The organism is Streptomyces sp. NPDC004610 (genome assembly GCF_040609715.1).
In the GTDB taxonomy this organism is placed as follows: domain Bacteria; phylum Actinomycetota; class Actinomycetes; order Streptomycetales; family Streptomycetaceae; genus Streptomyces.
Genome location: NZ_JBEXLA010000002.1, coordinates 132,673 through 158,202 on the forward strand (window position 1 = coordinate 132,673; position 25,530 = coordinate 158,202).

Annotated in this window: 21 protein-coding genes; 5 read left to right on the forward strand and 16 right to left on the reverse strand. The window is 73.4% G+C overall.

Translation table 11 applies throughout. The annotated features are described in order from the left end of the window. Positions 1-85: 85 nt before the first annotated feature. The 4 genes from ABZX40_RS02710 to ABZX40_RS02725 form a co-directional block, all read right to left on the reverse strand. Entirely contained in the window at positions 86-403 is a 318-nt protein-coding gene (locus ABZX40_RS02710; protein ID WP_355740546.1) for a hypothetical protein, read from the reverse strand. Beyond that, the gene (locus ABZX40_RS02715; protein ID WP_355740544.1) at positions 396-1,049 is read right to left on the reverse strand and encodes a helix-turn-helix domain-containing protein; all 654 of its coding nucleotides are present in this window, start codon (positions 1,047-1,049) and stop codon (positions 396-398) included. Before ABZX40_RS02715 ends, ABZX40_RS02710 begins: the two co-directional genes overlap by 8 nt. A 106-nt stretch (positions 1,050-1,155) precedes the next feature. Next, positions 1,156-1,833: a response regulator transcription factor gene (locus ABZX40_RS02720; RefSeq protein WP_355740542.1), complete on the reverse strand. Its 678-nt coding sequence runs from the start codon at positions 1,831-1,833 to the stop codon at positions 1,156-1,158. A 32-nt stretch (positions 1,834-1,865) separates the two neighbouring features. Continuing rightward, positions 1,866-3,170, reverse strand: a complete 1,305-nt coding sequence (locus ABZX40_RS02725; protein ID WP_356009057.1) for a histidine kinase — start codon at positions 3,168-3,170, stop codon at positions 1,866-1,868. A gap of 192 nt (positions 3,171-3,362) precedes the next feature. Here ABZX40_RS02725 and ABZX40_RS02730 point away from each other — a divergent pair, with 192 nt between their 5' ends. Beyond that, on the forward strand, positions 3,363-5,543 hold the full coding sequence (locus ABZX40_RS02730; protein ID WP_355740538.1) for an MMPL family transporter: 2,181 nt from the start codon (positions 3,363-3,365) through the stop codon (positions 5,541-5,543). A gap of 108 nt (positions 5,544-5,651) precedes the next feature. Here the strand turns inward: ABZX40_RS02730 and ABZX40_RS02735 are convergent, their stop codons facing one another. Together ABZX40_RS02735 and ABZX40_RS02740 are read right to left on the reverse strand one after the other, a co-directional pair. Continuing rightward, positions 5,652-5,855 carry a hypothetical protein gene (locus ABZX40_RS02735; RefSeq protein ID WP_355740536.1) on the reverse strand — a complete coding sequence of 68 codons (204 nt, stop codon included), beginning with the start codon at positions 5,853-5,855 and terminating at the stop codon, positions 5,652-5,654. Positions 5,856-6,270: 415 nt separating this feature from the next. Then, the gene (locus tag ABZX40_RS02740) at positions 6,271-7,221 is read right to left on the reverse strand and encodes a diiron oxygenase (RefSeq protein ID WP_355740534.1); all 951 of its coding nucleotides are present in this window, start codon (positions 7,219-7,221) and stop codon (positions 6,271-6,273) included. Between the two features lie 185 nt (positions 7,222-7,406). Between ABZX40_RS02740 and ABZX40_RS02745 the strand changes: the two genes are divergently transcribed. Both ABZX40_RS02745 and ABZX40_RS02750 read left to right on the forward strand, forming a co-directional pair. Continuing rightward, complete coding sequence (locus tag ABZX40_RS02745; RefSeq protein WP_355740532.1) at positions 7,407-8,564, forward strand: ferritin-like domain-containing protein; 1,158 nt, start codon at positions 7,407-7,409, stop codon at positions 8,562-8,564. A 76-nt stretch (positions 8,565-8,640) separates the two neighbouring features. Continuing rightward, entirely contained in the window at positions 8,641-9,624 is a 984-nt protein-coding gene (locus tag ABZX40_RS02750; protein ID WP_355740530.1) for a hypothetical protein, read from the forward strand. 25 nt (positions 9,625-9,649) lie between these two features. Here ABZX40_RS02750 and ABZX40_RS02755 read toward each other — a convergent pair whose 3' ends face one another. The 9 genes from ABZX40_RS02755 to ABZX40_RS02795 form a co-directional block, all read right to left on the reverse strand. Beyond that, positions 9,650-10,378 carry a hypothetical protein gene (locus tag ABZX40_RS02755; protein WP_355740528.1) on the reverse strand — a complete coding sequence of 243 codons (729 nt, stop codon included), beginning with the start codon at positions 10,376-10,378 and terminating at the stop codon, positions 9,650-9,652. Between the two features lie 49 nt (positions 10,379-10,427). After that, complete coding sequence (locus ABZX40_RS02760; protein ID WP_355740526.1) at positions 10,428-15,245, reverse strand: putative T7SS-secreted protein; 4,818 nt, start codon at positions 15,243-15,245, stop codon at positions 10,428-10,430. Positions 15,246-15,404: 159 nt separating this feature from the next. Then, positions 15,405-15,905, reverse strand: a complete 501-nt coding sequence (locus ABZX40_RS02765) for a DUF3291 domain-containing protein (RefSeq protein WP_355740524.1) — start codon at positions 15,903-15,905, stop codon at positions 15,405-15,407. Positions 15,906-16,282: 377 nt separating this feature from the next. Continuing rightward, entirely contained in the window at positions 16,283-17,782 is a 1,500-nt protein-coding gene (locus ABZX40_RS02770) for a penicillin-binding transpeptidase domain-containing protein (protein WP_355740522.1), read from the reverse strand. Beyond that, positions 17,779-19,173, reverse strand: a complete 1,395-nt coding sequence (locus ABZX40_RS02775; RefSeq protein ID WP_355740520.1) for an FtsW/RodA/SpoVE family cell cycle protein — start codon at positions 19,171-19,173, stop codon at positions 17,779-17,781. Before ABZX40_RS02775 ends, ABZX40_RS02770 begins: the two co-directional genes overlap by 4 nt. A gap of 150 nt (positions 19,174-19,323) precedes the next feature. Beyond that, on the reverse strand, positions 19,324-19,752 hold the full coding sequence (locus tag ABZX40_RS02780; protein ID WP_355740518.1) for an SH3 domain-containing protein: 429 nt from the start codon (positions 19,750-19,752) through the stop codon (positions 19,324-19,326). A gap of 178 nt (positions 19,753-19,930) precedes the next feature. Further along, a complete protein-coding gene (locus tag ABZX40_RS02785; protein WP_355740678.1) occupies positions 19,931-21,193 on the reverse strand; it encodes a HAMP domain-containing sensor histidine kinase in 1,263 nt (420 codons plus the stop codon). Beyond that, positions 21,193-21,900, reverse strand: a complete 708-nt coding sequence (locus ABZX40_RS02790; RefSeq protein WP_355740516.1) for a hypothetical protein — start codon at positions 21,898-21,900, stop codon at positions 21,193-21,195. Before ABZX40_RS02790 ends, ABZX40_RS02785 begins: the two co-directional genes overlap by 1 nt. Before the next feature lie 136 nt (positions 21,901-22,036). Next, positions 22,037-22,543 (reverse strand): protein phosphatase, encoded by a 507-nt coding sequence (locus tag ABZX40_RS02795; protein WP_355740514.1) that lies wholly within the window; start codon positions 22,541-22,543, stop codon positions 22,037-22,039. Between the two features lie 100 nt (positions 22,544-22,643). On the opposite strand from ABZX40_RS02795, the gene ABZX40_RS02800 reads away from it, so the two are divergent. After that, on the forward strand, positions 22,644-23,447 hold the full coding sequence (locus ABZX40_RS02800) for a nuclease-related domain-containing protein (protein ID WP_355740512.1): 804 nt from the start codon (positions 22,644-22,646) through the stop codon (positions 23,445-23,447). 33 nt (positions 23,448-23,480) lie between these two features. Here the strand turns inward: ABZX40_RS02800 and ligD are convergent, their stop codons facing one another. Next, the gene (gene ligD, locus ABZX40_RS02805) at positions 23,481-24,362 is read right to left on the reverse strand and encodes a non-homologous end-joining DNA ligase (RefSeq protein ID WP_355740510.1); all 882 of its coding nucleotides are present in this window, start codon (positions 24,360-24,362) and stop codon (positions 23,481-23,483) included. 98 nt (positions 24,363-24,460) lie between these two features. On the opposite strand from ligD, the gene ABZX40_RS02810 reads away from it, so the two are divergent. Then, positions 24,461-25,504 carry a Ku protein gene (locus tag ABZX40_RS02810; protein WP_355740508.1) on the forward strand — a complete coding sequence of 348 codons (1,044 nt, stop codon included), beginning with the start codon at positions 24,461-24,463 and terminating at the stop codon, positions 25,502-25,504. Positions 25,505-25,530 lie beyond the last annotated feature (26 nt).

Below are 25,530 nucleotides of genomic sequence, written 5' to 3' on the forward strand. Positions count from 1 at the left end.
CGGGGAGGTGTCTCCGCCCCGCATCGCGAGGATGCGGCCGGGTGGCGCGGGGCGCGCGCGGGGTGGGCGGGATGGCGTAACGGGGTCACCCGGGGGTGTTCTCGCCGGGCGTACCGGGTCGGTCCGGCTTGCTCCACGGCCACTTCGGCCGGCCCGGCGGCCTGCCCTCGGGCGCGTACACGTACTTCCAGCGGTCGCGCATCCCGACCTTGCCGCTGGGGGAGCGGGGGGTGCGCAGATAGACCAGCACGGTCGGTTCGCCCCCGGCGGGGTCGGGGACCGGGACGCGGTACGTCTTCGGCGGGTGCCCGGTGATCCCGAGCAGCACCGGCAGTACCCGGCCGTCCAGGGGGCCGCCCTCGAAAGGGGTGTCTTCGCTCTTCACGGGACCAGTGTCAGTCATCCGCCGGGGCGGCGAGCGCGCCGAGCAGCTCCGCCGTGGCCGGGTCGCGTCCGGCGGTGACGGTGAGCATCGCTACGAACTGCTCCACCAGCCAGTCCCGCAACTCGGTCACCGGCGGCTGCTTCTCCTCGTCCAGCCAGATCAGGGAGGCCGCCTCCACCGCCGTGATCCACATCCGGACGGTCATCCGCAGCCGGGGTCCGGGGTCGGGGACGCCGAGGTGGTCGAGGATGTGCCGGGCGGCGGCCCGGCGTACGCCGTCCACGATGGCCGTCGTCCGGGAGGTCTCCACCACGCTGCCGCCCTGGAGGAGGGCGCTGAAGCCGGCGTCATGGCCGTCGACGAAGGCGAGATAGCGGTCCAGGGCGCGGGAGAGACGGGAGAGGAGCGGGCCCACCCGGGGTTCGTCGAAGCAGTGCTCCAGCTCGTCGGCGGCGGAGCGGAGGGCGGCCTCGTAGAGCTGCTGCTTGCCGCCGGGGAAGTAGCGGTAGACGAGTGGGCGGGAGACACCGGCCGCCTCGGCGACATCGTCGAGGGAGACGTCCTCGGGGGCGCGGAGCGCGAAGAGGGTGAGGGCGGCGGTGAGGAGTTGGGCTCTGCGGGCCTCTACGCTCAGTCGTCGGTAGGCGGGGGCGGCGGGGGGCATGGGTCGAGGGTAGTCGGGTGGGCGCGGATCGCGTCGTGGCCGGTCGCGCGGTTCTCCCCCGGAGGGGGCCCCGCCCGGCGCCCCTACGAGGGGTCACCCGGCGCCCCTACGGGGTGCCGTTCCCCGCCCGCACCAACCCCGACTCGTACGCCACGATCACCGCCTGGGCGCGGTCCCGGACGCCCAGCTTGGCGAAGACGTTGGTGACATGGTTCTTGACCGTCTGGACGCCGATGGCCAGGGCCGTCGCGATCTCGGTGTTGTCCCGGCCCGAGGCGATCAGCCGCAGCACCTCGGTCTCGCGGGCGGTGAGGCCGGTCAGGTCGGCGGGGAGCTGCGGGGCGCTGACGAAGGTGGCGATCAGCCGGGTCAGCAGACGCGGGGCGACCACCGCCTCGCCGGAGCGGACGGTGCGCAGGGCCGTGGTCAGCTCCTCGGGGGAGACGTCCTTGGGGAGGAAGCCGGAGGCGCCCGCGCGCAGGGCGCGGATCACGTACTCGTCCATGTCGAAGGTGCTCAGGGCGAGGACATGGATGCCGGGCAGCTCGGCGACCAGGCGTTCGGTGGCGCTGACGCCGTCCAGGACCGGCATCCGGATGTCCATCAGGACGACGGCGGGGCGCAGCCGGTGGGCGGCCTCGACGGCCTCCTCCCCGTTGCCCGCCTCACCGACCACCTCGATGTCGGGGGCGGCCCGGAGGATGAGGGAGAGACCGGTGCGGACGAGGGGCTGGTCGTCGGCGATCAGGACGGTCAGCGGGTCCGGGTGGGGCGGGGTCGTCACGGGGGTGGGTCGCTTTCGGCGGGGGCTCGGGGTCACGGGGGCGGCAGCGGCAGGGTCGCCGCCACCAGGAAACCGCCTTCCGCGCGGGGGCCCGCCTCCAGCGAGCCCCCGTGGACCGCGACGCGTTCCCTCATCCCCAGGAGACCATACCCGCCTCCGACCAGCGACGATGAGCGGCGGGGGTGGGAGTGGGCGCGGGGGTGGCCGTCGTCGGTGACGGTCACGGTGAGGTGGTCGGGGCCGTAGTCGAGATGGACCTCGGCGGTCGCGTCCCCGGCGTGCTTGCGGGAGTTGGTGAGAGCCTCCTGGACGATCCGGTAGACGGTCAGGCCGGTGGTGGCGGGCAGCGGGGCCGGGGGCGGGGTGCCGGTGGTGCGGAGCTTGGTGGGGAGACCGGCGGTCGTGGCGCTGTCGACCAGCCCCTGGAGGTCGCCGATGCCGGGCTGGGGCTCGCTGGGCGCCTCGGGGGCGTCGTCGCCGCGCAGCACACCCAGCAGGGTGCGCATCTCGCCGAGCGCCTCCCGGGCGGACGACTCCAGGGTGACCAGGGCCTCGCGGGAGGCTTCGGGGTCGTGGTCGAGCACGGTGCGGGCGCCGCCCGACATCAGATACATGGTGGTGATGTGGTGGGCCACCACATCGTGCAGCTCCCGGGCGACCCGGCGGCGCTCGCCCGCGATCGCGCGCTCGGCGAGCAGCCGCCGGGTCAGATCGGTCTGGCGGCGCCACTGCCCGACCCAGAACGCGGCGAGAACGACCACGACGAGGCCGCCCCCGTCACCGAGGGCCGTCGGCAGCGGGGAGCCACCGGCCGCCGCGCGCACCAGGCCCGAGGCCAGGGCGAGGGCGACGCACCAGGCCACCGTCGTCCTGGGCGCCGTACGGGCGACCCCGTACAGGGCGAGGAGGACGGCGGGGCCCAGGCCCTGGGTCATCGGCAGCAGCAGCCCGGCCACGGTCTGCACGGCGAGCAGCGCGAGCAGCGTCCCTACGGGGTGGTCGCGGCGGGCCAGCAGGAGCTGCGGGCTGAGGGCGACGATCACGATCCCGGCGGGGGTGAGCCGGTCCTCGCCGACGCTGGTGGCGATGTAGTCGAGCAGCTCCAGGGCGGTGACGAAGAGGATGAGCACATCATTGCGGAGCCAGCCGAGGGCGGGGGAGACGAGACCGCGCTGCCGGGCGTGCGCGGTGTACCAGCGCCAGGCGCGGCGGACGGGGCCGGGGGCGTCGTGGTTCATGGGTGCGGTCTCTCCGGGCGGGCGCGGTGGGGCGGGGGGTGGGTCGGGGTGGATGTCGGGATGGATGTCGGGGTGGGTGCCGGGGTTGCTCTCCCCCATACGACCACGAGCCCGGCGCATGCCTGTCCTCACCTCGCAGGATCACCGCCCAGTACCGGGGTCCTGGGGCCGGACCGGGCATGACCGGGGTCCGGGGCGGCGCTCGGTCCCGTGCACGATGTCCGAGGTGCCCCGGTGTTGATCTGCTGGAGACGTTCCCCGACCCCGTCTCCGGAAGAGGCCCCGACCATCATGATCCGCAGTCTGACCTCGTTCGCCACGCGCCGGCGCTGGCTGACGATCGCCGTCTGGGCGGTGCTCGGCATCGCCCTGACCCTCGTAGGCCAGTCGATGATGTACAAGGCGACCGACTCCCAGCCGGGGGACTTCCTCCCCAAGGGGTACGACTCCGCCGCCGCGCTGCGTATCGCGGAGGACGAGTTCGGTGAGAAGCCGGACGCCAACGCCGCGACCGTGCTGGTGGCCCGCGCCGACGGCGGGAAGCTGACCGGTGCCGACCGGGAGCGGATCTCCGCGATCACCGCCGAGCTGCGGGAGCGGCGGATCGACGCGCCGGAGCCGGAGACACCGCTGATGGAGGACCACTCGCAGCGGCCGGACTACGGCCCGGGGGCGACGGCGCCCGACGGCACCTTCCAGCTCCTGACCGTCTCCCTCACCGGGAACATGAACGACCCCGCGCTCCAGGAGGTGTACCGGGACGTCCGGGACGCCGCGGTGGACGAGTTCGGGCAGGCCGGGCTGCGGGCCGGTTTCACCGGCGGGATCGCGTCGACGGCCGACACCGTCGAGGCGGGTGAGCACCGGGAGATGCTGATCGCCGGGCTGACCATGGGCCTGATCGTGCTGCTGAACGTCCTGGTGTTCCGCAGTCCGCTCGCCGCGCTGCTGCCGCTGATCGCCTGCACCCTGATCGGCGGGGTGGCGATGGGCGCGGTGGCCGGGACGGCGGTCCTCTTCGACATCCCCCTCGACGCGTCCGTGCCCTCCCTCATCAGCGTCATCCTCCTCGGCATAGGCATCGACTACTTCCTCTTCCTCCTCTTCCGCTTCCGCGAGGAGCTGCGGGCCCGTCCCGGGGTGAACGCGCGGGAGGCGGCAGCCGCGACGGCGGCGAAGGTGGGCGGTGCGATCACCTCCGCCGGGCTGACGATCGTCGCCGCGTTCGCCACCCTCGGTATCGCGAGCTTCGGCCAGTTCCGGGTGCTCGGCCCGTCGATCGCGGTCTCGGTGCTGGTGATGCTGCTGGCCAGCCTGACCCTGATGCCCGCGCTGCTGGCGGTGGCCGGGCGGGGCATGTTCTGGCCGTCGAAGGCGTGGCGGGTGGAGCGCGAGGGCGGCCTCGCGGCCCGGCTCGGCGACTCGGTCACCCGCCACCCCGTCCGCTGCATCCTGGCGAGCCTCGCCCTGCTGGGCGCGCTGACGGCGGGCGCGGCGGGCGTCCGGATGAGCTACGACCTGCCGGAGCAGGACCGCACGGACGCGGTACGGGTCTCGGAGGAGATCGCACGGGCGATGCCGGCGGGCGCGACGGACCCGCACACGGTGTACGTCAGCGGGGACGGCCCGCTGGACAAGGGCGAGGTGGACGCCCTGGCCGGTGCGCTCGGCAAGGCGGAGGGCGTCGGGCAGGTGATGCCCGCCGCGTACGACGAGGACGGCTCGGCGGCGCGCATCGGCGTCGTACTGAAGGTCGCGTCGGACACGTCCGAGGCGCGGGACCTGGTGTCCGGGCCGGTGCGGGCGGCTGTCGCCGCGCATGAGCCGGAGGGCGCCGAGGCCCACATCACCGGGACGGCGGCGGTGTACGCGGACATCTCCGAGGCCGTGGACAAGGATCTGCGCCTGGTGTTCCCGATCGCGGCGGCGCTGATCGCCCTGATCCTCTTCCTCCTCCTGCGCTCCGTGGTGGCGCCGCTGGTGCTCCTGGTGGCGGTGGGCCTCGGGTTCGCGGCGACGCTGGGGGCGGCGACGCTGGTCTTCCAGCACGGCCTGGACCGCGCGGGCGTCACTTTCACCCTCCCCCTCGTCCTCTTCCTCTTCGTGGTCGCCCTCGGCACGGACTACAACATCCTGATCAGTGACCGCATCCGCGAGGAGATGGCGGCGGGCCGCCGGGTCCCGGTACGGGCGGCCGTGGCACGGGCCGTCCGGCACACGGCACCGGCGATCACGACGGCGGGCGTGGTCCTGGCGGGTTCGTTCGCGAGCCTGGTGGCCAACCCGGCGAACCAGGAGGTCGGCTTCTCGACGGCGCTGGGCATCCTGCTGTCGGCGCTGGTCCTGTCGCTGGTACTGGTGCCCGCGCTGGCGGTGGTGTTCGGCAGGGGGTTGTGGTGGCCGAGCGGGCGCCGTCCGGCGGAGGCGACGGAGGCTGAGCGGGTCCCCGCCGGGGTGGGGGCCGGGAGGTAGGGGGGTGGTGGGGGCGTGGGGGCTGTGCGGCTGGGTGGTGGTTGGTCGCGCCCACGCGGCGGAGCCGCATATCGACACGGCCCCGCGCCCCTTCGAGGGCGTTGCCGGTCAGGTGGCCAGTGGACCGTTGCCAGTGCGGCAGCGGGGGCAGCGGCAGGGGGGCCAGCCCTGGGAGACGGCGGCGAGGGGCCCGGGGACGGCCCGGTAGACCCGCCGCCGGGTACGGCCCACCCGCTCACCGTCCGGGCGGACGCGGTACGTCTCGATGGTCATGCGGGAGGTGCCCGGAGCGGGCGGGGTGCCTGCGTTCACCGCGCCGCGCCTTCCGTCCCGGGGCCGGGGCGCAAGAGACCCCTGATTCGCCCTGAGGCGGTGTGGACAAGGCTCACTGTCGTCAGCTCCCTTGTAGCTGGTGGCCACACCCCCGGACCGGTCGCACGGTCGCGGGGGTCCCTTTCGCTGACCCAGAGTGTCGACATGGCGATGCCCTGCCATCCCCAAGGCGGGGACGGCAGAGCATCGGCCGTGAGGCTTCCGTGGTGCTGGACGCCGCTCCACGAGGCGAACTCCCGCAATCGGTCAGGGGCCCGCTTGCGTGCACGCAGCAGGCCGGGCGACTGTCGGCCTGAACCCCCAGCGCTCGTGAACGGCCTCCGCGACCGACCTGCGGGGGCCGTCTGCGTGGGCGATGCGCCCCGCCCTTCGTGCCGGGCACGCGGCCTGACACCTACCCCACCAACCCCGAAGCCCGCCACAACCTCCGCCCCACCCCCCGCAACACCCCGATCTCATCCAGGAACTCCGTCAAGCGGCGCGCCCCCGTCCGCATCACCTCCCGGCGATGCCCGCTCGCCCGCACCTGGGCCACCGCCTCCCGGCGGTCCAGGCCGACGTTCGGGTAGACCTCCGGGTTGACGAAGGCCACCGAGAAGATCCGGGCGAACTCGCCGGACGTGACCCGCGTGAACTCCTGCGACCAGCGCGGCGCCGTCACCATCTGGCGCCGCAACTCCTCCCGCGCGTACCGCACATGCCGGGCCTCCTCCACCACATGGATCCGGGTCACCCCGCGCACCAGGGGCTGGACCCGCTCGTCGGGGAAGGTCAGCCGCTGCATCCAGTCGAGGACCTCCTCGCCCAGCAGCGTCGCCGTGAAGGAACCGGGCGTCGTGGAGACGGTCTTGAAGACGCGGCCCAGGTTCTGGTGGGCCCGGCTCACCGGGTACCAGGGGGTGTCGCCCCGGGAGATCAGCCGGGCGAACATCTTCGAGTGCCGGCACTCGTCCTCGATCTCGGTCAGCGCGTACCGCACATGCGCGCTCGTCGCCGCCTTGTCGTAGATGTGCCGCACCAGCAGCTGCATCAGGATGATCTCGAACCAGATCCCCAGCGACGCCAGCGCCGCCGCCTCGTGCCGGGAGAGCAGGATGCGCTGCTCCTCGCTCATCCGGTGCCACATCGGGGTGCCGTACAGGGACACCAGCTCCGGCGGCCAGAACCACTTGCCGTCCTCGAACGGGGCGTCCCAGTCGAGTTCCGCGTCCGGGTCGAAGGAGTGCTTCGCGGACGATGCCAGCAGCCGTTCCGCGACCTGCTCGCGGTCCTTGAGCAGGCCGAGCGCGTCCCGCAGCCCGTCGACCGCGTCGGCATCGGCGTCATCGTCGGTGAGGGTCGTCATCGTCGGTGTCCCACCCTTGTCGTCAACAGGAACGTGTTACCCCGGGTCACCTTTTATGAGACTGCGTGTCAGCAAGGTCGTCAAGAGCCCCGACCGCAGTTGTTGTCACACCACCCGCGTCACCTTCCTCACTTGTTCCCGGGCGCCCTTGTTGCCGCCTCGCGGGCCATGTGAATCTGCGGAGTATGTCGACGTTCGACCTGTATGCCACCGCCCCCGACGACCCCCACTGGCAGATCCCCGCCACCGGTGCCGCCCGCTTCTCCTGGGAGTACGACGCCGGCCGCGAACGCCTCCTCGCCCTCTACCAGAAGGGCAAGGACAAACAGTGGGACGGCAACCGGCGCATCGACTGGAGCGCCGAGGTCGACCCCCACGACCCGCTGGGCACCCCCGACGAGGCCATCGCCGCGTACGGCTCCCCGTACTGGACGAAGATGAGCGAGCGCGAGCGGGGCGAACTGCGGCGGCACTACGCCTCCTGGCAGTTCAGCCAGTTCCTCCACGGTGAACAGGGGGCGATGGTGTGCGCGTCCCGGATCGTGGAGTCCGTGCCCGATCTCGACGCCAAGTTCTACTCCGCGACCCAGGCCATGGACGAGGCCCGGCACGCCGAGATCTACGGCCGCTTCCTGCACGAGAAGGTCGGGCTCCTCTACCCCGTCAACCCCCATCTCCAGGCCCTCCTCGGCGACACCCTGCGCGACCGGCGCTGGGACATGCCCTACCTCGGGATGCAGGTGCTCATCGAGGGCCTCGCCCTCGCCGCGTTCGGCATGATCCGCGACACCACCCGCCAGCCCCTCCCCAAGCAGATCCTCGCCTATGTGATGCAGGACGAGGCCCGTCATGTGGCCTTCGGCCGGATGGCGCTGCGCGACTACTACCGCCGGCTCACCGACGCCGAACTGCGCGAGCGCGAGGAGTTCGTGATCGAGGGCTGCTATCTGATGCGGGACCGGCTGAGCGGCGTCGAGGTGCTGGAGAACTTCGGCATCCCGCGCGCCGACGCCCAGGCCCTCACCGAACGCTCCGAGTACCTCGCCCTGTTCCGCAAACTGCTGTTCAGCCGGATCGTCCCCTGCGTCAAGGACATCGGCCTGTGGGGCCCCCGCCTCCAGCAGGCGTACGTCGACATGGGCGTCCTGGACCTCGGCGACGCCGACCTCGACGCCCTGATGCGCCAGGACGAGGAGATCGCCGAACGCCTCGACGAGGAACGGTTCGCGGCGGAGGAGCGGGAGCGGGTGGGGGAGGTGGCGGAGGCGATCGAGGCGGGGGAGGGGAGTGAACTGCGGGAGGTGGGTGAGCGGCGGGAGGTGGGTGCGGCGGAGGCCGCGTAGACCGATACCCGCCCGGAGCGAGGGCCTCCGCTCAGGGCGGCCCCTGGCCCTTCTCCCTGTGGAGTACCTTTCCGCTGTGTCCATACCACCGCAGAACCCTTACGGCCAGCAGCCGCCCCAGAATCCGTACGGCCAGACCGCGCCACCGCCCCAGGATCCGTACGGCCAGACCCCGCCACCGCCCCAGAATCCGTACGGCCAGACCCCGCCACCGCCCCCGGGCTCCACGTACCCGCAGCCGCCCGCGTACGGGGAGCAGCCGTACGGCCAGCCGCCGCCGCAGCCGCCGCAGGTCCCCCCGCAAGGTGCCTTCGGCGCCCCCTACGGCCAGCCTCCGGCCTCCCCTGCCGGTGCCGCCCCCTACGGGCAGCCGCAGCAGCCCTGGGGTGGCCCGCCGCCCATGGGGCCGCCGCCCAGGAAGAAGCGGACCGGGCTGATCCTCGGGATCGTCGGCGGCGTCGTGGCGCTGGGCGTGGTCGTCGTGGCCGGGCTCGCGCTGATCGGCGACGAGGTGGTCGAGGACGCCTTCCCCGAGGCCGAGTATCAACTCACCCTGCCGCAGACCCTCCTGGACGACAGCTACGAACTGGCCGAGGACATGTCCGACACCGAGGGCCGGGCCATCGAGGACGAGGCCGAGAACGCCTGGGACGCCAAGGACGCCACCGCCGTCGTCGCCACCTACAGCCTCGGCGGCGACGAGGCCGCCGGCACGCTGGTCGTCTCCGGGATGTACGGCCGCTTCCTGAGCGTCGACGCCAACCGCGACAGCATGATGGAGGGCGCCGCCGCGGCCGACGGCATGGAGGTCGCCGTACCGCCCCAGGACTTCACCCCGGACGACTCCGGCATCACGGTCACCTGCGAGGTCCTCACCCAGACCACGATGGGCACCGAGATGTCCATCCCCACCTGCGGCTGGATGGACGGCAACACCGGCGCCACGGTCGCCGAGGTGACCCCCGAACTCATCGCCACGGTCCCCGAGGACGTCGACCTGGCGGCAGCGGCGGCCTCCGCCCTCCAGATCCGCGAGGAGATGCGCCGGCCGATCGGCTGACGCCGCCGAGCGGTCCCACCCGCCCTCACCCGCCGAAGTCCGCCACCAGCGTGGCGATCAGGGCGAGCAGTGTCTCGGCCCGCCGCCGGTCCTGTGGCCTCGCGCGCAGTGTCTCGTGGGCCTCGCGCAGCCGGGCCAGGGCGGCGGGCTCCCCGTCCTCCACCGCGTACAGCAGGGGCGCGGTGGTCAGGTCCAGGCACTCGGTGAGCAGCGCGCGGGTGGCCGGGGCCGGCGGGGCGGGATCGTCGGCCAGATAGCGGGCCGGGTCGGTGAGGGTCCACCCCGCGAACTCACCGCCCCGGACGAGCAGTGCCACCCCGGGGGCGATCCCGACCCGGGCGTCGAGCGGCCCGGTCAGGACCTCCCGGTCGCGCACCCCGGCCACCACCGCGTCCCCCGGCGCGCGGCACAGCAGCGTCGCCGGTTCCAGCCGGAAGTCCCGCTCGTCGTCCGCCCGCAGCCCACCCGGCACGGCCTCCGGCACCCCGGCCGGATCCCAGCCCTCCTCCGCGGACTCCTCCGGCACCGCGAACGCGACCCCGGCCAGCCCGCGGTCCCCCGGCCGAAAACGCAGCACGTCCGGGGTGTCCCAGAGCACGTCCTGACTTCCGAAGGTGCCCGCGAGGAACCGCTCCCGCTCCCCGGGCCCGCCGTAGGGCGCGACGACCAGCTCCGTGCCGGTGAAACGCGGGGTGAGGGGGAGGGGGCGGTCGGTCAGGGTGGCGTGGTGGCCGGGGGCGAGCGTCACTCTCATGGTGGTCAGGGGTGCCTCGATCGGTCGGTTCGACGGTCGGCCGGCGGCGCTACTTGATCTGTACCGCCGGTGGGATGAAACCGTCCCTGCTCGGGATTCTGCCGTTCACGATGTCCTCGTGGGTGACCGGCCCGCCCGGGTCGGTCGGTTTCCCGCCGAGGGCCGCGGCGCCGGAGTCGCCGCGGACGCCGGACGGCCCGTACGCCGTGATGGCCTGACCGGCCTGGGAGCCGGGACCGTGCGTCACCACGATGTCCTCGCCCTGGCGGAAGACCAGGTTTCCGGAGGTGCCCGTGGACTGGTAGACGGCGTCCGGGCTGCGCAGGATCTCCAGGACCCGTTCGTCGCTGAAGCCGTGCCGGGTGTCGCCGTGGTAGTCGGGGTGCTTGCGGAAGGTGCCGTCCTGGGCCCGCTCGATGACCCCGTCCGCCGCCTTGGTGCTGCGCTGAAGGGCCCGCTCCTCCTTGGTGTATTTGGGCATCAGGCCCAGGGGGTCGGATCCGGTGAGCGGGTTGGGCACATAGCCGAGCGGGTCGGGCGCGGGGGCCAGGCCCAGCGGGTCGGGGGAGGTGTAGCGGCCGGTCGCGGGGTCGTAGTAGCGGAACCCGTTGTGGTGCAGGCCGGTCTCGGGGTCGTAGTACTGGCCGGGGAGGCGCAGGGGGGTGTAGGTGCTGCTGTCCCGGCTCCAGGCGGTGGTTCCCCACAGGGTGGTGCGGGTGCGCCAGGCGATGTCGCCGGACTCGTCGACGAGTTCGGTGGGGGTGCCGACGAGATCGGTGGCGATGGCGAAGAAGCGGCGGTCGATCTCCTCCTGGCGGCCGTCCGCGCTCAGCAGGCGCTCGGTCTGGGCGAGGGGGACGACATCGCGGTGGTCCCAGGTGAGGGCGACGGTGTGCGGGGTGCCGGGGCGCCGCCCGGTCTCCTCGCAGAGGGTGAGGCCGTCCCAGGTGAACAGCGTCTCGTCGGCCACGGAACCGTCGTCGGCGAGGCGCTGCTTGGCGGTGCGGCGGCCGAGCGGGTCGTAGCGGTAGCGCCAGCGGGTGCCGTCCGGGGTGGTGACCGAGGTGAGGCGGTTCTCGCTGTCCCAGGTGTAGTGCCAGGAGTCGGGTCTGCGGGAGAGGCGGGTCTTCCGGCGCAGGGTGACACGGCCGAGGGCGTCGTACCCGAGGCGGAGGTCCCCGGCGCGGGTGACGGCGGTGCCGCGGTAGGCGCGCGGGCCTCTCGCCCCGCCGTCCGGGTGCCGGTCGGGCCAGTCGGCGTCGGTGGGGCGGCCGGTGTCGTCGTAGGCGTAGCGCTCGCTCCAGCCGGGGGCGTGCACGGCGGTGACCCGGCCGAGCGGGTCGAGGTCGAAGGTGCGGGTGGCGCCGGAGACCTGGTCGGTGACGGAGCGCAGATGGCCGTCCGCGCGGTAGGTGTAGGCGCGGCCGGTGATCTCCCGGGCTCCGCCGGCCCGTAGGTGCCGGGCGGCGAGGCGGCCCGCCGCGTCCCAGGCGGAGGTGAGGGTGAGCGAGTCGGCGATGACGCGGGTGAGTTCGCGGCCGGTGGCGTCATGGGTGAAGTCGATGGTCCGGCCGCCGCTGGTGAGCCGGGAGCGGTGACCGTCGCTGTCGTAGGCGTAGGTGGTGACATGGCCGGTCGGGGTGGTGCGGCGGACGCGGCGGCCGAGCGCGTCGTAGGCGTAGGAGATCGCGCGGCCGTCGACCAGTTCGGTCTTGACCAGGCCCCGGCGGTCGTACTGGTAGCGCAGCTCGCTCTCGGGTCCGACGGCCTCCAGGAGGCGGCCTGCCGGGTCGTGGGCGTAGCGGGTGACCCGGCGGCCGTCGACGGTCTTGGTGGTGACCTGGCCGAGCCGGTCCCGGGTGAAGGCGACCGTCCCGCCGAGGGCGTCGGTGCGCTCCAGCAGCCGGCCGGCGGCGTCGAGCCGGTAGGTGAGGGTACGGCCGTCGAAGTCGGTCTCGGCGACGGTGCCACCCACCGCGTCGTAGGTGTAGTTCCAGGTCAGGCCGCGTGGATCGGTGACCTGGGTGAGCCGCAGATCCTGGTCGTGCTCGAAGGCGTACCGGCCGCCGTCCGGGCGGGTGGTGGTCAGCGGGAGGTCGAAGTGGGTGTAGGTGTGGCGGGTCACCCCGCCCGCGGGGTCGGTGTGGGTCAGGCAGTTGCCCTCGCCGTCGTACGTCCATGACTCGCTCGCGCCGCCGGGGGCGGTGCGGCGGGCGAGGTTGCCGTCCGCGTCCCAGGTGAGCCGGGTCACCGCGCCGGTGGGGTCGGTGACCCGGACCGGGCGGCCGAGCAGGTCCCGCTCGGTGCGGGTGACCGCGTCGGACGGGTCGGTGACCGCCACCGTCAGCCCGGCGGCGTCGCACACCACCCCGGTGGTGAGTCCGAGGGCGTCGGTGACCGAAGTGAGCCTGCCCCCGTCGTCGTGGGTGGTGCGGGTGGTGTGGCCGAGCGGATCGGTGACGGCCGTACGGTTGCCCCGCTCGTCGTAGGCGTAGGTGGTGGCGGCGCCGTCCGGGCCGACGATCCGCGTCGGCAGCCCGAACGGGCCGCGCGTCACCGTCAGCCGGGTGCCGTCCGGGCGGGTCGCGGTGAGGAGCCGGCCCTCGTCGTCGTGGGTGAAGGCGGTGGTGGCGCCGAGCGGGTCGGTGCGCGAGAGGAGCCGACCGGCCCGGTCGTGGTGGAAGCGGGTGGTGCGGCCGAGGGCGTCGGTGGTGGCGAGGATCCGGCAGCCGGGGCCGACGAGATGGCGGGTGGCGCGTCCGTCCGCGGTGGTCAGGACGGTCGTGCGGTGGCCGGTCTCCGGGTCGGGTTCGGTGTAGTCGAGGGTGATCGCCACATGCCTGGCCTCGCCGCCCTCGGCGACGACGCGGTCCCGGTCGTCGTAGGCGTAGTCGTAGCGGTGGCCGTTGGAGTCGGTCCAGGAGGTGACGCGGTGGTGGTCGTCGTAGCGGAAGACGGTGGTGGCGCCGGAGGGGCGGGTGACGGTGACGAGGTCCACGCCGCCGTCCTCCTCCCGAGCCCGCTCCCCGCTGTCCCCGTGGCCGGTCTCGCCCCCGTAGCCGTAGCCGATCAGGGGTTGTTCGGTGCCGTCGGGGGCGGTCGCGGTGAGGGCGGTCACCCGGCCCCCGGCGGTGGTGAGGCGGATGGCGTGGCCCGCCGAGTGGACGAGCGCGAGCGGGAGCCCGTCCTCGGCGCGGTCGAGGGTGACGCGGTGGCCGCCGCGTGCGGTGAGGGCGGTGAGCCAGGCGGTGCCGTCGCCGCCGGGTTCGGCCCCGGCCGGGGCGGTGAAGTGCCGGACCAGGCCCGTGTCCGGGTCGGTGAGGGTGTAGTGGCCGTCGGCGTCCCGGGCGAGGAGGGGCCGGGTGCCGGGTGACCAGGAGCGGGTGGGGGCGCCGGGCGCGGGGTGCGGGTACGGCAGCAGCAGCCCGTCCGCCGTGCTGTGCAGGACGCCGACCGCGTCGACCGTCAGCCGCTCGTCGACCGTCGACGACCAGGCCGGGCCGAGGAAACGGCCGGTGGCGAGGCCGGACTCGGTGCGGCGGGTGAAGACGAGCGGCAGGATGCCCGGGATGTCCACATCGGTCTGCGGCAGATACATCCGGCCGGTGGCGAGGTCGACGGGGTCGGAGCCGTCGCTGGTGCGGCGGTGGTCCGGGCGGTCGGCGGCGCCCTCGAGGCTCTCGTCGAGCAGCCGCCGCAGCCGGGCCGCGTCCGCGGCCTCCTCGGCGATGCGCACCCCGCGCACCACCGCCCCGCCGCCTCCGGTGGCCAGCGTCAGGGCCACATCGGGAATCAGCCGCCCGACGCCCTCGGCGGGGTCCTTCATGAACGTGTTCAGCATCTGGCTGCCCGTGCCGATGGGGTCGTTGGCGGCCAGCAGCAGCCCTGAGGCGAGGCTGTTGAGGCTGGTGGCGTACTCGGCGGGGTGGGTGAGGTTGTACGGGTCGAGCGGGTTGACGGCGCGGACGAAGTTCACGATGCCGGCGGCGCCCTTGAGGATCCCGGCGCCGAAATGGTCGCCCATGACGCGCAGTTCACCGAGGCCGTCCATCGCCTGCTGCGCGTAGGACGGCTTCTCGGGGGCCAGGTCGCGGGCGGCGCGGATGGCCTCCCGCGCGGTCTCGGCGGCGGCGTTCCGCTGGCGGCGGGCCTCGGCGAGGAGGTCCTGCGCCTGCTGCATCAGGCGTCGGCCGGGGTCGTCGAAGGTGTCGGCGGGGCGCGGCGGGAGGCAGGTCGGGTCGCGGCGGTCGGCGGGCAGCGCGTTGTAGCGGTCCACGGCGCTGTTGAAGGCGTCGACCTTGCGGCGGTGGGCGTCGGCCGCGTCCTCGGACGCCTTGACGCCCTCCTTCCAGGTGTCGATGGCCGTCTGCGCCTGCCCCTGGGCCCAGGTGACCGTCCCCGCGAACGAGTCGAGCGCGCCGACGGCCTCGGCGCAGGCGTCCGCCGCTTTCCACCACTGGGGCGGCTGGGTGCGCAGGGCGGCCCGCAGCGCGTCGGCGGCCTCGCCCGTGAGCCGGGAGGAGTCGAGGCCCCGCAGCCCGTCCCCGGCGCTGTCGAAGGCGGCCCGGAACGCGCTGAGCTGATCGGCGACGGAGGTGATCTTGCCGGGGCTGCCGTGGATCAGCCGGGTCTTGTCCTCGGTCTGCCCGAGATCCAGCTCATCGACCTCGGCGCCCATCCGGTTGGCGAGGGAGCGGGACTGCTCGCGCACCCAGTCGGCACCGGACTCCCAGCCGACGTCCTGGAGCCGGTCGGCGGTCCAGTTCCCCGCGTCCTCCACGCGGTTGCCGACCCATTCGGCACCGTCCTCGACCGCGTCCTCGACGACGTCCGGGGTGATGTCGCTGATGAAGTCCCCGATACCCACCGCTCAGCTCCCTCCGCCCTGGCGCCCGGCTCACGGCACCCGGGAGGAGGACGCGGTGCGCGGTGCGCGGGTTCCCCGAGGACCTGGCACCCCCCCCGGCCCTGCGGGAAGCCGACCCCCCCCGTCAGCCCCCCGTCGGCCCGCCGCCCCCGCCCGGCCTCAGCACCCCAGCTCCTCCGGCACCTCGAACCGCACCGGCTCCGCCCCCTGGGGCGGGTACGAGGTGCGCAGGGTGAAGGCGTACGGCGTCGGGCCGTTGGTGCGCAGATGCAGCAGCCGGGACTCGGCCTCGGCCACCGTGGGCCGGTGCCCGGCCGGCACCCACCACAGCGCGGTGGCCGCCTCCCGCAGCTTCTCGAACCACTCCCTGCGCCGGGCCAGCATCTCCCGGTGCCGTCCCTGGTACATGTACGCGGTCAGGGCGTTGGTGTCCCGCCAGACGGTCAGGTTGATGATCAGCCAGTCGTCGCCGAAGACCGGTACGTCGGTGGCGTCGCCGCTGTCGTCCTTCAGGCGCCAGACGAAACCGTCCGCGGCCTCCGCGTCCGCGTTCACCGGGTCGAGGGCGTCGACGAAGTCCTTGAGCTGCGGGGAGTCCAGCGGGGCCTTGAGGCGGGCGATGTTGACCTGGGCGAGTTCGTACGCGACGGAGGCTGTCATCACCGAACGGTAGGTCGGGGGCCCTGTCCGGTCCACCCCCCGTCTCACGACCTGGGCTTTCCGGCGGGCCGTTCGTTTCATGACCTGGGTCTCCCGGTGGGCCGTTCGTTTCATGACCTGGGTCTCCCGGTGGGCCGTTCGTCTCATCACCTGGGCTTCCCGGCGGCCCGCCTGTTTCATCATCTGCGCTTCCCGGCGCCCCGCCCGTCTCACGACCTGAGCCTCTCCGCGCCCCGCTCGTCTCATCACCTGCGCCTCCCGGCGCCCCGCCCGTCTCACGACCTGCGCCTCCCGGCGCCCCGCCCGTCTCACGACCTGCGCCTCCCGGCGCCCCGCCGGTCCCATCACCTACGCCTCCCCCCGCCCCGCCCGTCTCATCACCCGGGCCTCCCCGCACCCCGCCCCCGAGGCCGGTCGCCCAGCACCGCCTCCATCACCCCCCGGGCGATCGGCGCCGCCACCCCGTTGCCGCTGACCCGGCCCCGCTCGCCCGCCGCGTCCTCGACCACCACCGCCACCGCCACCGTCGGTTCGTAGTCGCCCTTGCCCTGGGCCCAGGAGACGAACCAGGCGTAAGGGGTGCCGGTGTTGTCCACGCCGTGCTGCGCGGTGCCGGTCTTGCCGCCGACGACCGCGCCCCGGATCGCCGCGTTGGAGCCGGTGCCCTCCTCCACCACGTCCCGCATCAGCTCCCGCATCCGCAGCGCGGTCAGCGGGCGCATCGCCTGCCGGGACGGGGGCCGGGCGCCTGCCCCGCCCGTGCCGAGGAGGCTGCCGTCGCCGGTCGTCGTACGTTCCACCAGGTACGGGGTGCGCAGTTGCCCGTTGTTCGCGACCGCCGCCGAGACCATCGCCATCTGGAGCGGGGTGGCGCGGGTGTTGTACTGCCCGATGGAGGACAGCGCGAGCTGCGCGCGGTCGACGGTCGTGTCGAAGGTGGACGGGGCGACGGAGAAGGGGATCCGCACCCCCGGGTCGTTGAAGCCGAACGCCTCCGCCGTCGCCGTCATGGCCGCCACCCCGGTGTCAGCGCCGAGCTTGGCGAACACGGTGTTGCAGGACCACTGGAACGCCTCCCGCAGTGTGGCGTCCGCGCAGCCCTCGGACTCATTGGTGAGGGTCGTGGTGGTGCCGGGGAGGGTGTAGGGGGCGGGGGAGTCGGTCGGCGCGTCCAGATCCGTGATCACCCCCGCGTCCAGCGCCGCCGCCGCGGTCACCACCTTGAACGTCGACCCCGGCGGATACGTCTGCCGTACCGCCCGGTTGAGCATCGGTTTCTCCCGGTCCCCGTTCAGCCGCTCCCACGCCCGGGTCACCTCGGGCCCGTTCCCGGACAGCACGGCCGGGTCGTACGACGGGGTCGACACCAGCGCCAGGATCCGCCCGGTGGCCGGTTCCACCGCCGCGACCGCGCCCTTGCGGGCGCCCAGCCCCTTGTACGCGGCCCGTTGCGCGGCCGGGTCGAGGGTGGTGACGACGTCACCGCCGGTGGCGCGGCTGCGCGCGAGGTCGTTCCAGAGCGGGAACGGGGTGAGCATCGGGTCGGTGCCCGAGAGCACCCCGTCCTCGGCGTGCTCCAGCAGCGTGGTGCCGTACTCCTGGGAGGCGAAGCCGGTGACGGGCGCGTAGAGCGGGCCGTGCGCGTACGTCCGCTCGTAGCGGAGCTGCTCGCGGGTGTCCACCGAGCCGGTGACGGGCTGGCCGCCGACCAGGATGTCACCGCGCGGCTGGCCGTAGCGGGCGATGACCCCGCGCCGGTTGGCCGGGTTGCCGTCGTAGGAGCGGGACTCGAAGACCTGGACGCGGGTGGCGTTGACCAGCAGGGCGACCAGCAGGAGAGCGCAGAAGACGGCCGCGTGCCGTACGTGCCGGGTCATCGGGCGGACTCCCGCCGGGCCAGCCGCGCGCCGATGCCGTCGTCGTCCTCGTAGTTCTCGTCGTCATCCTCGTCCTCGTACGGTCTGCGGGCCGAGTCGCTCAGCCGGATGAGGAGGGCCACGACCACCCAGTTGGCGACCACCGACGAACCGCCCTGCGCCAGGAACGGCATCGCCATGCCGGTGAGCGGGATCAGCCCGGTCACCCCGCCCGCGATCACGAACACCTGGAGCGCGATCAGCGACGCCAGCCCCACCGCCAGCAGCCGCCCGAAGGGGTCGCGCAGCGCGAGCCCGGCCCGGAAGCCCCGCTCCACCAGCAGCGCGTACAGCAGGAAGACGGCGGAGAGTCCGGCCAGGCCCAGTTCCTCACCGGCGGTGGCGAGGACGAAGTCGGACTTGACGGCGAAGCCGATGAGGGGGGAGTGGCCGAGCCCGAGCCCGGTGCCCAGCAGCCCGCCCGCCGCGAACGCGAACAGCGACTGGGCGAGCTGGTTCGGCCCCTGCCCGGCCTCGATCGACGCGAACGGGTGCAGCCAGTCCTGGATCCGGGCGGCCACATGCGGCTCCAGCCGCCCGACCGCGACCGCCCCGAACGCGGCGAGCGTCAGCCCGACGGCGATCCAGCCGATCCGTCCGGTGGCGGCGTACAGCATGACGACGAAGAGCCCGAAGAACAGCAGCGAGGTCCCGAGGTCCCGCTCCAGGACCAGCACCCCGACACTCAGCAGCCAGATCGCCAGCACCGGCCCGAGCACCCGCCCGGTCGGCAGCTGAAGGCGCCGGAACCGCCAGATCTGGCGCCCGGCGTGCGTCAGCGCGGCCCGGTTGGCGGCGAGATAGGCCGCGAAGAAGACGGCCAGCAGCACCTTCGCGAACTCACCGGGCTGGATGGAGAACCCGGCGATCCGGATCCAGATCCGGGCCCCGTTCACCGCGGGGAACAGGATCGGCAGGATCAGCAGCGCGAGCGCGGTGGCGACACAGAGGTATGCGTACCGCTGGAGCACCCGGTGATCGCGCAGCGCGAGGACGACGACGATGAACAGCGCCACCCCGAGCGTGGACCACACCAGCTGGGCGGGCGCGGCCCGGTCGCCCGGGGTGTCGAGGTCGAGCCGGTAGATGAGGACCAGCCCGAGCCCGTTGAGCAGCACGCCGATCGGCAGCGGCAGCGGGTCCGCGTACGGTGCCCGCCGCCGTACGGCGATATGCGCCAGCAGCGCGAGCGCGCCCAGCCCGGCGCCGTAGCCCATGGCGCCGGGTGGCACGGCCCCGGTCCGGGCCAGGCCGACCGCGCAGTAGCCGCACACCGACAGCAGCACGGCGAGAACGATCAGCGCCAGCTCGACCCCGACGATCCCCACAACACTCCCGGCCGCCTTACTCATGCCGGGAACCTATCCAAAAGGTGCAAGTTGGGCTCTGTCTGACGCACGGTGAGGCAGCGCCCAGTCTTTTAGGGGCGCGAGGAACTGCGCGACCAGCCCCCACGCAGGGTCAGCCGAAACCCAACCCAAACCACACCCGCCCCCGTGCGGCTAGCACCACCGTGGAGCCGCCCCGATATTGGAGATGTACCGCGCCGACCCCCAGGCCCACGTCCCGTCCGTCAGCAGATACCACAACGGATTCCCGTCGATCCGCTGCCCGGACGTCTTGCAGTAGATGGACACGATCTCCCCCCGGTGCACGGACCGGATCACCCGGCTGCCCCGGTTCGGCGCGCTGCGCAGCAGCAGCCGGTCCGCGGTGACCCGCCCCCGGTAGTGCCCGCGCGACTCGTGCTCGCGGCCTTCGTCGTACCGGCCGTCCTCGTACCGGCCTTCGTCCTGCCGGCTGTAGCTGCTGCTGCCGTCGTCGTGCTCGTCGGCGACGGCCGGTACCGCGGCCACCGTTCCGGCAAGCAGCGCACCGGCGGCGGTGGCTATGGCGAGACGGGTGAGCGGGGAGCGGGGGCGCAGGGACATGAGGACCTCCGTGAACTGGGGTGACGTGGCGGACAGCCGCCTACGGCCACGCTAGGTTCACTCCCGCGCCACCGCCCGTCACATACCCCCATCGGAGCGGCGCCCCGCACTCCCCGGCGTCCCTCCCGGCGGAGCCTGAGCCCGCCCCTACCTCCCCGGCGGAGCCTGAGCCTGCCCCCTAACCCCCCGGCGTCCCTCCCGGCGGAGCCACCGGCAAGGTCAGCCGAGCCACCGCCCCGCCCCCCTCCCCCGCGTTGGCGAACTCCAGCCGCGCCCCCAGCACCTCCGACTGCCCGAGCGCGATGGTCAGACCGAGCCCGTGCCCGGTGGCCCCGCCCTCCGTCCGGAACCGCTGCGGCCCGTGCGCGACCAGATAGTCCGGATAGCCGTCCCCGTGGTCCCGTACGGTCACCACCGGGCCGTCGACCGTCAGCACCACCGGCGGACGCGCGTGCCGGTGGGCGTTGGCGACCAGATTGCCGAGCACCCGCTCCAGCCGCCGCCGGTCCGTCCGTACCGCCGTGTCCCGCACCACCTCGATCTCGGTGCCGCCGCCCGCGGCCCGTGCCACCCGCCCGGCCAGCGCGCCCAGTTCCTCGGTGGTCAGATCGAGCAGCTCGCGCCCGGTGTCCAGCCGGGAGATCTCCAGCAGATCCTCGGTCAGCGTCCGCAGCGCCCGCACCCGGTCGCGCACCAGCTCCGTCGGCCGCCCCGGCGGCAGCAGTTCCGCCGCCGCGTGCAGCCCGGTCAGCGGGGTGCGCAGCTCGTGCGCCACATCCGCGGTGAACCGCTGCTCGCTCTGGAGCTTGCTCTGGAGCGAGCCCGCCATGGAGTCCAGGGCGGCGGCCACCGTGGCGACCTCGTCCCGCGGCCGGGACGGGTCCTTGGTGCGCGGGTCGTTCACCCGGGCGTCCAGATCGCCCGCGCTGATCCGCCGGGCCACCCGCGCGGTGGTGTGCAGCCGCCGGGTCACCCGGGTCACCGCGAACGCCCCCACCAGCAGCGTCGCCCCGATCGCCAGCGCCGAGGACCAGACGATGGCCTGGTCGAGGGCGTCGATGGTGCGGGCCTGCTGGGCGTAGTCGACGCGTACGGCCAGCGCCCGCCCGCCCTCCGCCGGGCCCGCCGCCCACATCGTGGGGTGGCCGCGGTGGTCGGCGACCATCGTGCCGCGCTTCCCGGCCGCGGCCAGCTCGCGCAGCGGCGCCGGCAGCCCCTGCGGGTCGATGGCCGCGCCGGGCAGCGGGGTGCCGCCGGTCTCATAGGTCCGGGTCGAGTCGGCCAGCCGGGACAGCGCCAGTTCACGGGCCTGGCCGACGGTCTGGTGGGTGACCGAGACATGCACCAGGATGCCCAGCAGCGCGGCCAGCGCACAGCACATCACCGTGATGAACAGCGCCGCCTTCGCCCCGAGGGTGCCGGCCCACTGCGGCAGCCGGATCACCGGTGGCTCGCGGACGGCGTCGGGGTGGGACCGGCCCCGGTGCGGACCATCTCGTCATGGGTGAGCAGCATCGTCCGCTGCTGGGCGTCCCAGGTCCACTGGAGCCGGTAGTCGTAGCCGGGCACGTCCGACGGCAGCCGCATGATCAGCGCCCGCTCGGCCAGCTCCGCCGAGCGGAAGGCGTCGTCCCAGGACATCACCCGGACGACCCGGTGGTCCTCGACGGTGTAGATCCGTACGGCGGTCAGCCCGCCCGGCAGCAACCGGAAGCCGAGGGTCAGCTCCGCGCGGCCGTCGCCGGTCAGATCCCGGTAGTAGGAGCTGAGCACCGGACACCGCTCCCGACCGTCGTCCCCCTCCTGGCCGCACGCGTCCATCCGCTCGGCGGTCTGCCGGTACGGGGCCTTCGCGGCCGTGTAGTCCTCGGGATGCGCGGCGATCTCCGCGTCGACCAGGGCGGCGGGGTCGACCTCGCGCAGATCGTCGCCGGGCGGCAGGACACCCTGGACGACCTCCCGGTCGGTCTCCTCCAGGGGGAACGCCGGGGAGGTGGCCGGGGCCAGCTCGGGCCAGAGCCGCTCGGGGCTGCTGGCGGTGGGCGCGGTCCCGGCGTCCCGCAGCTCCCCGGCGTCACCGCAGGCGGTCGCCCCGCCGAGCAGCAGAAGGGCGGTGGCGAGAACGCCGGGGGCACGGCGGAGGGACACGGCACTCCTGGGCGGGTGGGGGGTGGGTATGGGGGGGGTGGGGGTGCGAGGGCGAGGATGATCGAATCGGATGAATTGGACAGGATGGATCGAATCGGACGGATCGATGGACTGTTGCCCGGTACACCCTATTCGCCTACTCGGCCAGCTCCTCCAGGAGCCGTACCGTCGTCAGTCCCGTCCGCATGTACTCCACGAACAGATCGTTGTGCAGCGCCCAGGGCGAGCGCCGGGCCCGGATCAGCCGGATGGCCCGGTCGGGGGAGTGCCCCTGATGGGTGAGGGCCTGGGCCACCACCAGCCCGGAGCGGTTGTAGCCGTGGAAGCAGCGCACCAGCACCGTACGGCCCGCGTCCAGCGCGTCGGCGGTGGCCCGCGCCATCCGGATGACCCCGGCGAGCTGGGTGCCGTCCAGCGGCCCGTCCGGGATGGGCCACACCTGGTGCTCCACCCCCGGATCGGGCCCGTGCCCGGGCAACCGCAGCAGTGTCTGTACGAGATCGAACTCACCGCGCACCACCGCGGCCCCGATCTGCCCCGAACGCCCCCGGAACTCATGCCCGCCCATCCACAGGCCGGGCACGATCTCGCTCCACGGGGTCTCGGGTGTGGGTACGTCGGATTCCCGCCCGCCGCTACGCACCGGAGCCTCCCCACCACGTCGTCCCCGCTCCTGTCCAAGGTAGCCGGGTTCTTGCCCGTGCAGCACCCCGCCTGGTCCCATGGTCGGGGGGTGAGGGCACATGAGACGACTGCGGGTCGTACCGGCGGCGCACCACGGACAGGAACGCCTGTACGTCTGTCTCCCGGACGGCCGGAAGGTGGCCTGGTACGACCGTGACGCGGCCCGGGTCAATCTGCTGAGCGAGGACGAGACGGACGCGGTCCTCACCGCGCTGGCCCCCTATCTGACCGGCCGGATCACCGTGGGCCCCCCACCGGTGCCGAACCCCGCCGAACTGGCCCGGCTCTCCCTCCACCCCGACGACGACCTCGCCCCCAACCGCCCCGGCGAGGCCCTGCTCATCGCCCTGGACCGCGACCCGGCCCCGCCCGCCCGGCTGCGCACCGACCCGCGCCGCCGGGCCCTGGAGGCGGAGCAAACGGTCGGCGACGCCCTGGACCGGCTCGACGGCGCCGGCTGGCACACCCTCCACTCCGTCCCGCTCCCCGGCGGCGACCGGCTGCACCATCTGGCGATCGGCCCGGCGGGCTTGTTCGCCGTCCACACCCTGCCCGCCCGCCGCCGGCGGATCCGGGTCGCCGACCCTCTGATCACCTGGGGCCGCCACGATCCCGTCCCCCTCCTCCACCGGGTCCGGTCGGACGCGTCCCGCGCGTCCCACGCCCTGACGGCGGAGGTGCGGGCGGTGCTGGTGGTGGTGTCCCCGGCGCGGCTGACCGTCACCGCGCCCCCGAGGGGCGTCCGTGTCCTCACCGATCTGGAACTGGACCACCTGGCCCGCCAGGGCGGCACCCTGAAACCGGCGGACGTGGAGGCCCTGCACGCGATGGCGAGGGACCGGAGGACGTGGGCGAGGGTGTGAGCGGCAGCCGGGGGGCCGGCGGAGCCGCGCACCTCAAGGCAGAGGCACCGCGACCCCCTCCACCCCCACCACCCCCGCCATCAGATCCCCGTACTCCCCGACCCTCCCCACCACCTCCCCCGCCCGGAACACCAGCTCCTCCGCCCCCGCACACCCCGCCACCTCCTCCCAGGTCACCGGCGCGGACACGGTCTCAGACTCCCGTGCCCGCAGGGTGTAGGGCGTGGCGGTGGTCTTGCGGGCGGCGTTCTGACTCCAGTCGACGAAGACCTTCCCCGGCCGCAGACTCCGGGTCATCCGGTGCACCACCAGCCCCGGAAGCGCCCGTTCGGCCTCGACGGCGACCGCCTTCGCGTACGCGGAGACCTCCCCGGACTCCCCGGTGACGGCCGCCACCAGATGCAGCCCCTTCGCCCCGGAGGTCTTGGCGTACGCCTCGATCCCGTCCCCGGCGAGCCGCGCACGCAGCCACAGCGCGACCTCGCAGCACTCGACGACCGTCGCCGGCGCCCCCGGATCCAGATCGAACACCAGCCGGTCGGCGACCCCGGGCGTTCCGATCACCCACTGCGGCGTATGAAATTCGGTGACGAGATTGGCGGCCCACATCAGCGACGGCAGATCCTGCACCAGCACCATCCGCGCGGGCCCCTCGGACCGGGGCACCTGGGCCGTGGTGACCCATTCGGGCGTACCCGGCGGCACGTTCTTGGTGAAGAAGACCTGGCCGTCCGGCCCGTCCGGATAGCGCAGAAAGGACACCGGACGGTCGCGCAGATGCGGCAGCAGCACCTCGGCGACGGTGGCGTAGTAGTGCAGCAGCTCGCCCTTGGTGAACCCGGTCGCCGGATACAGCACCTTCTCCAGATTGCTGAGCGAGAGCCGCCGCCCGGCCACCTCGGTGATCGGCGTCATACCATGAGAATCACACAAAACCGGCGATACCGGACGGCCGGGGATCCCCCCCCGCCCGTCCGGTCGTCCTCCCGTCCGGCCTGCGAAAGGTGCCGACCGTGCGATCCATATGGAACGGAGCGATCTCCTTCGGGCTGGTCAGCATTCCGATCAAGCTGGTGAACGCGACCGAGAGCCACTCGATCTCCTTCCGCCAGATCCACACCGAGGACGGCGGCCGGATCCGCTACCGCAAGTTCTGCGAGCTGGAGGACCGCGAGGTCAGCCAGGCGGAGATCGGCAAGGGCTACGAGGACGCGGACGGCACGGTCATCCCGATCACGGACGAGGACCTCGCCCAGCTCCCCATCCCCACCGCCAAGACGATCGAGATCGTCGCCTTCGTCCCCGCCGACCGTATCGACCCCCTCCAGATGGGCTCCGCCTACTACCTCGCCGCGAGCGGCACCCCCGCGGCGAAGCCGTACACCCTGCTGCGGGAGGCCCTCAAACGCAGCAACAAGGTGGCCATCGCCAAGTTCGCCCTGCGCGGCCGGGAGCGGCTCGGCATGCTCCGGGTGATCGACGATGTCATCGCCATGCACGGCCTGCTCTGGCCGGACGAGGTCCGCGCCCCGGAAGGCGTGGCCCCCGACGCCTCCGTCACCGTCCGCGACCAGGAACTGGACCTGGCGGACGCCCTGATGGACACCCTCGGCGAGGTCGACCTGGACGACCTCCACGACGAGTACCGCGAGGCCGTCGAGGAGGTCATCGCCGCGAAGGCGGCCGGCGAGGCCCCACCGTCCCTCCCCGAGCCCGCCTCCGGCGGCAAGGTCCTCGACCTGATGGCGGCCCTGGAGAGCAGCGTCCGCGCGGCGAAGCAGTCCCGCGGCGAAAAGGCCGAGGTCCACCCCTTGCCCCGCCGCAGGACATCCCCCGCCACCCCCAAGGAAACCGGCACGAAGAAGTCGACGGCCAAGAAGACCACGAAGCCGGCTGCGGCGGCGAAGAAGACCACGAAGTCGGCGGCCGAGAAGAAGTCGACGGCGAGGACAACGTCGAAGACGACAGCGAAATCGACAGCGAAATCGACCACCAAGAAGCCCACGGCGAAACAGACCCCGGCGAAGAAGGCGGCACCGCGCAAACGCTCCGCCTGACCGGTCCGTACCGCGTGGGGAGATCC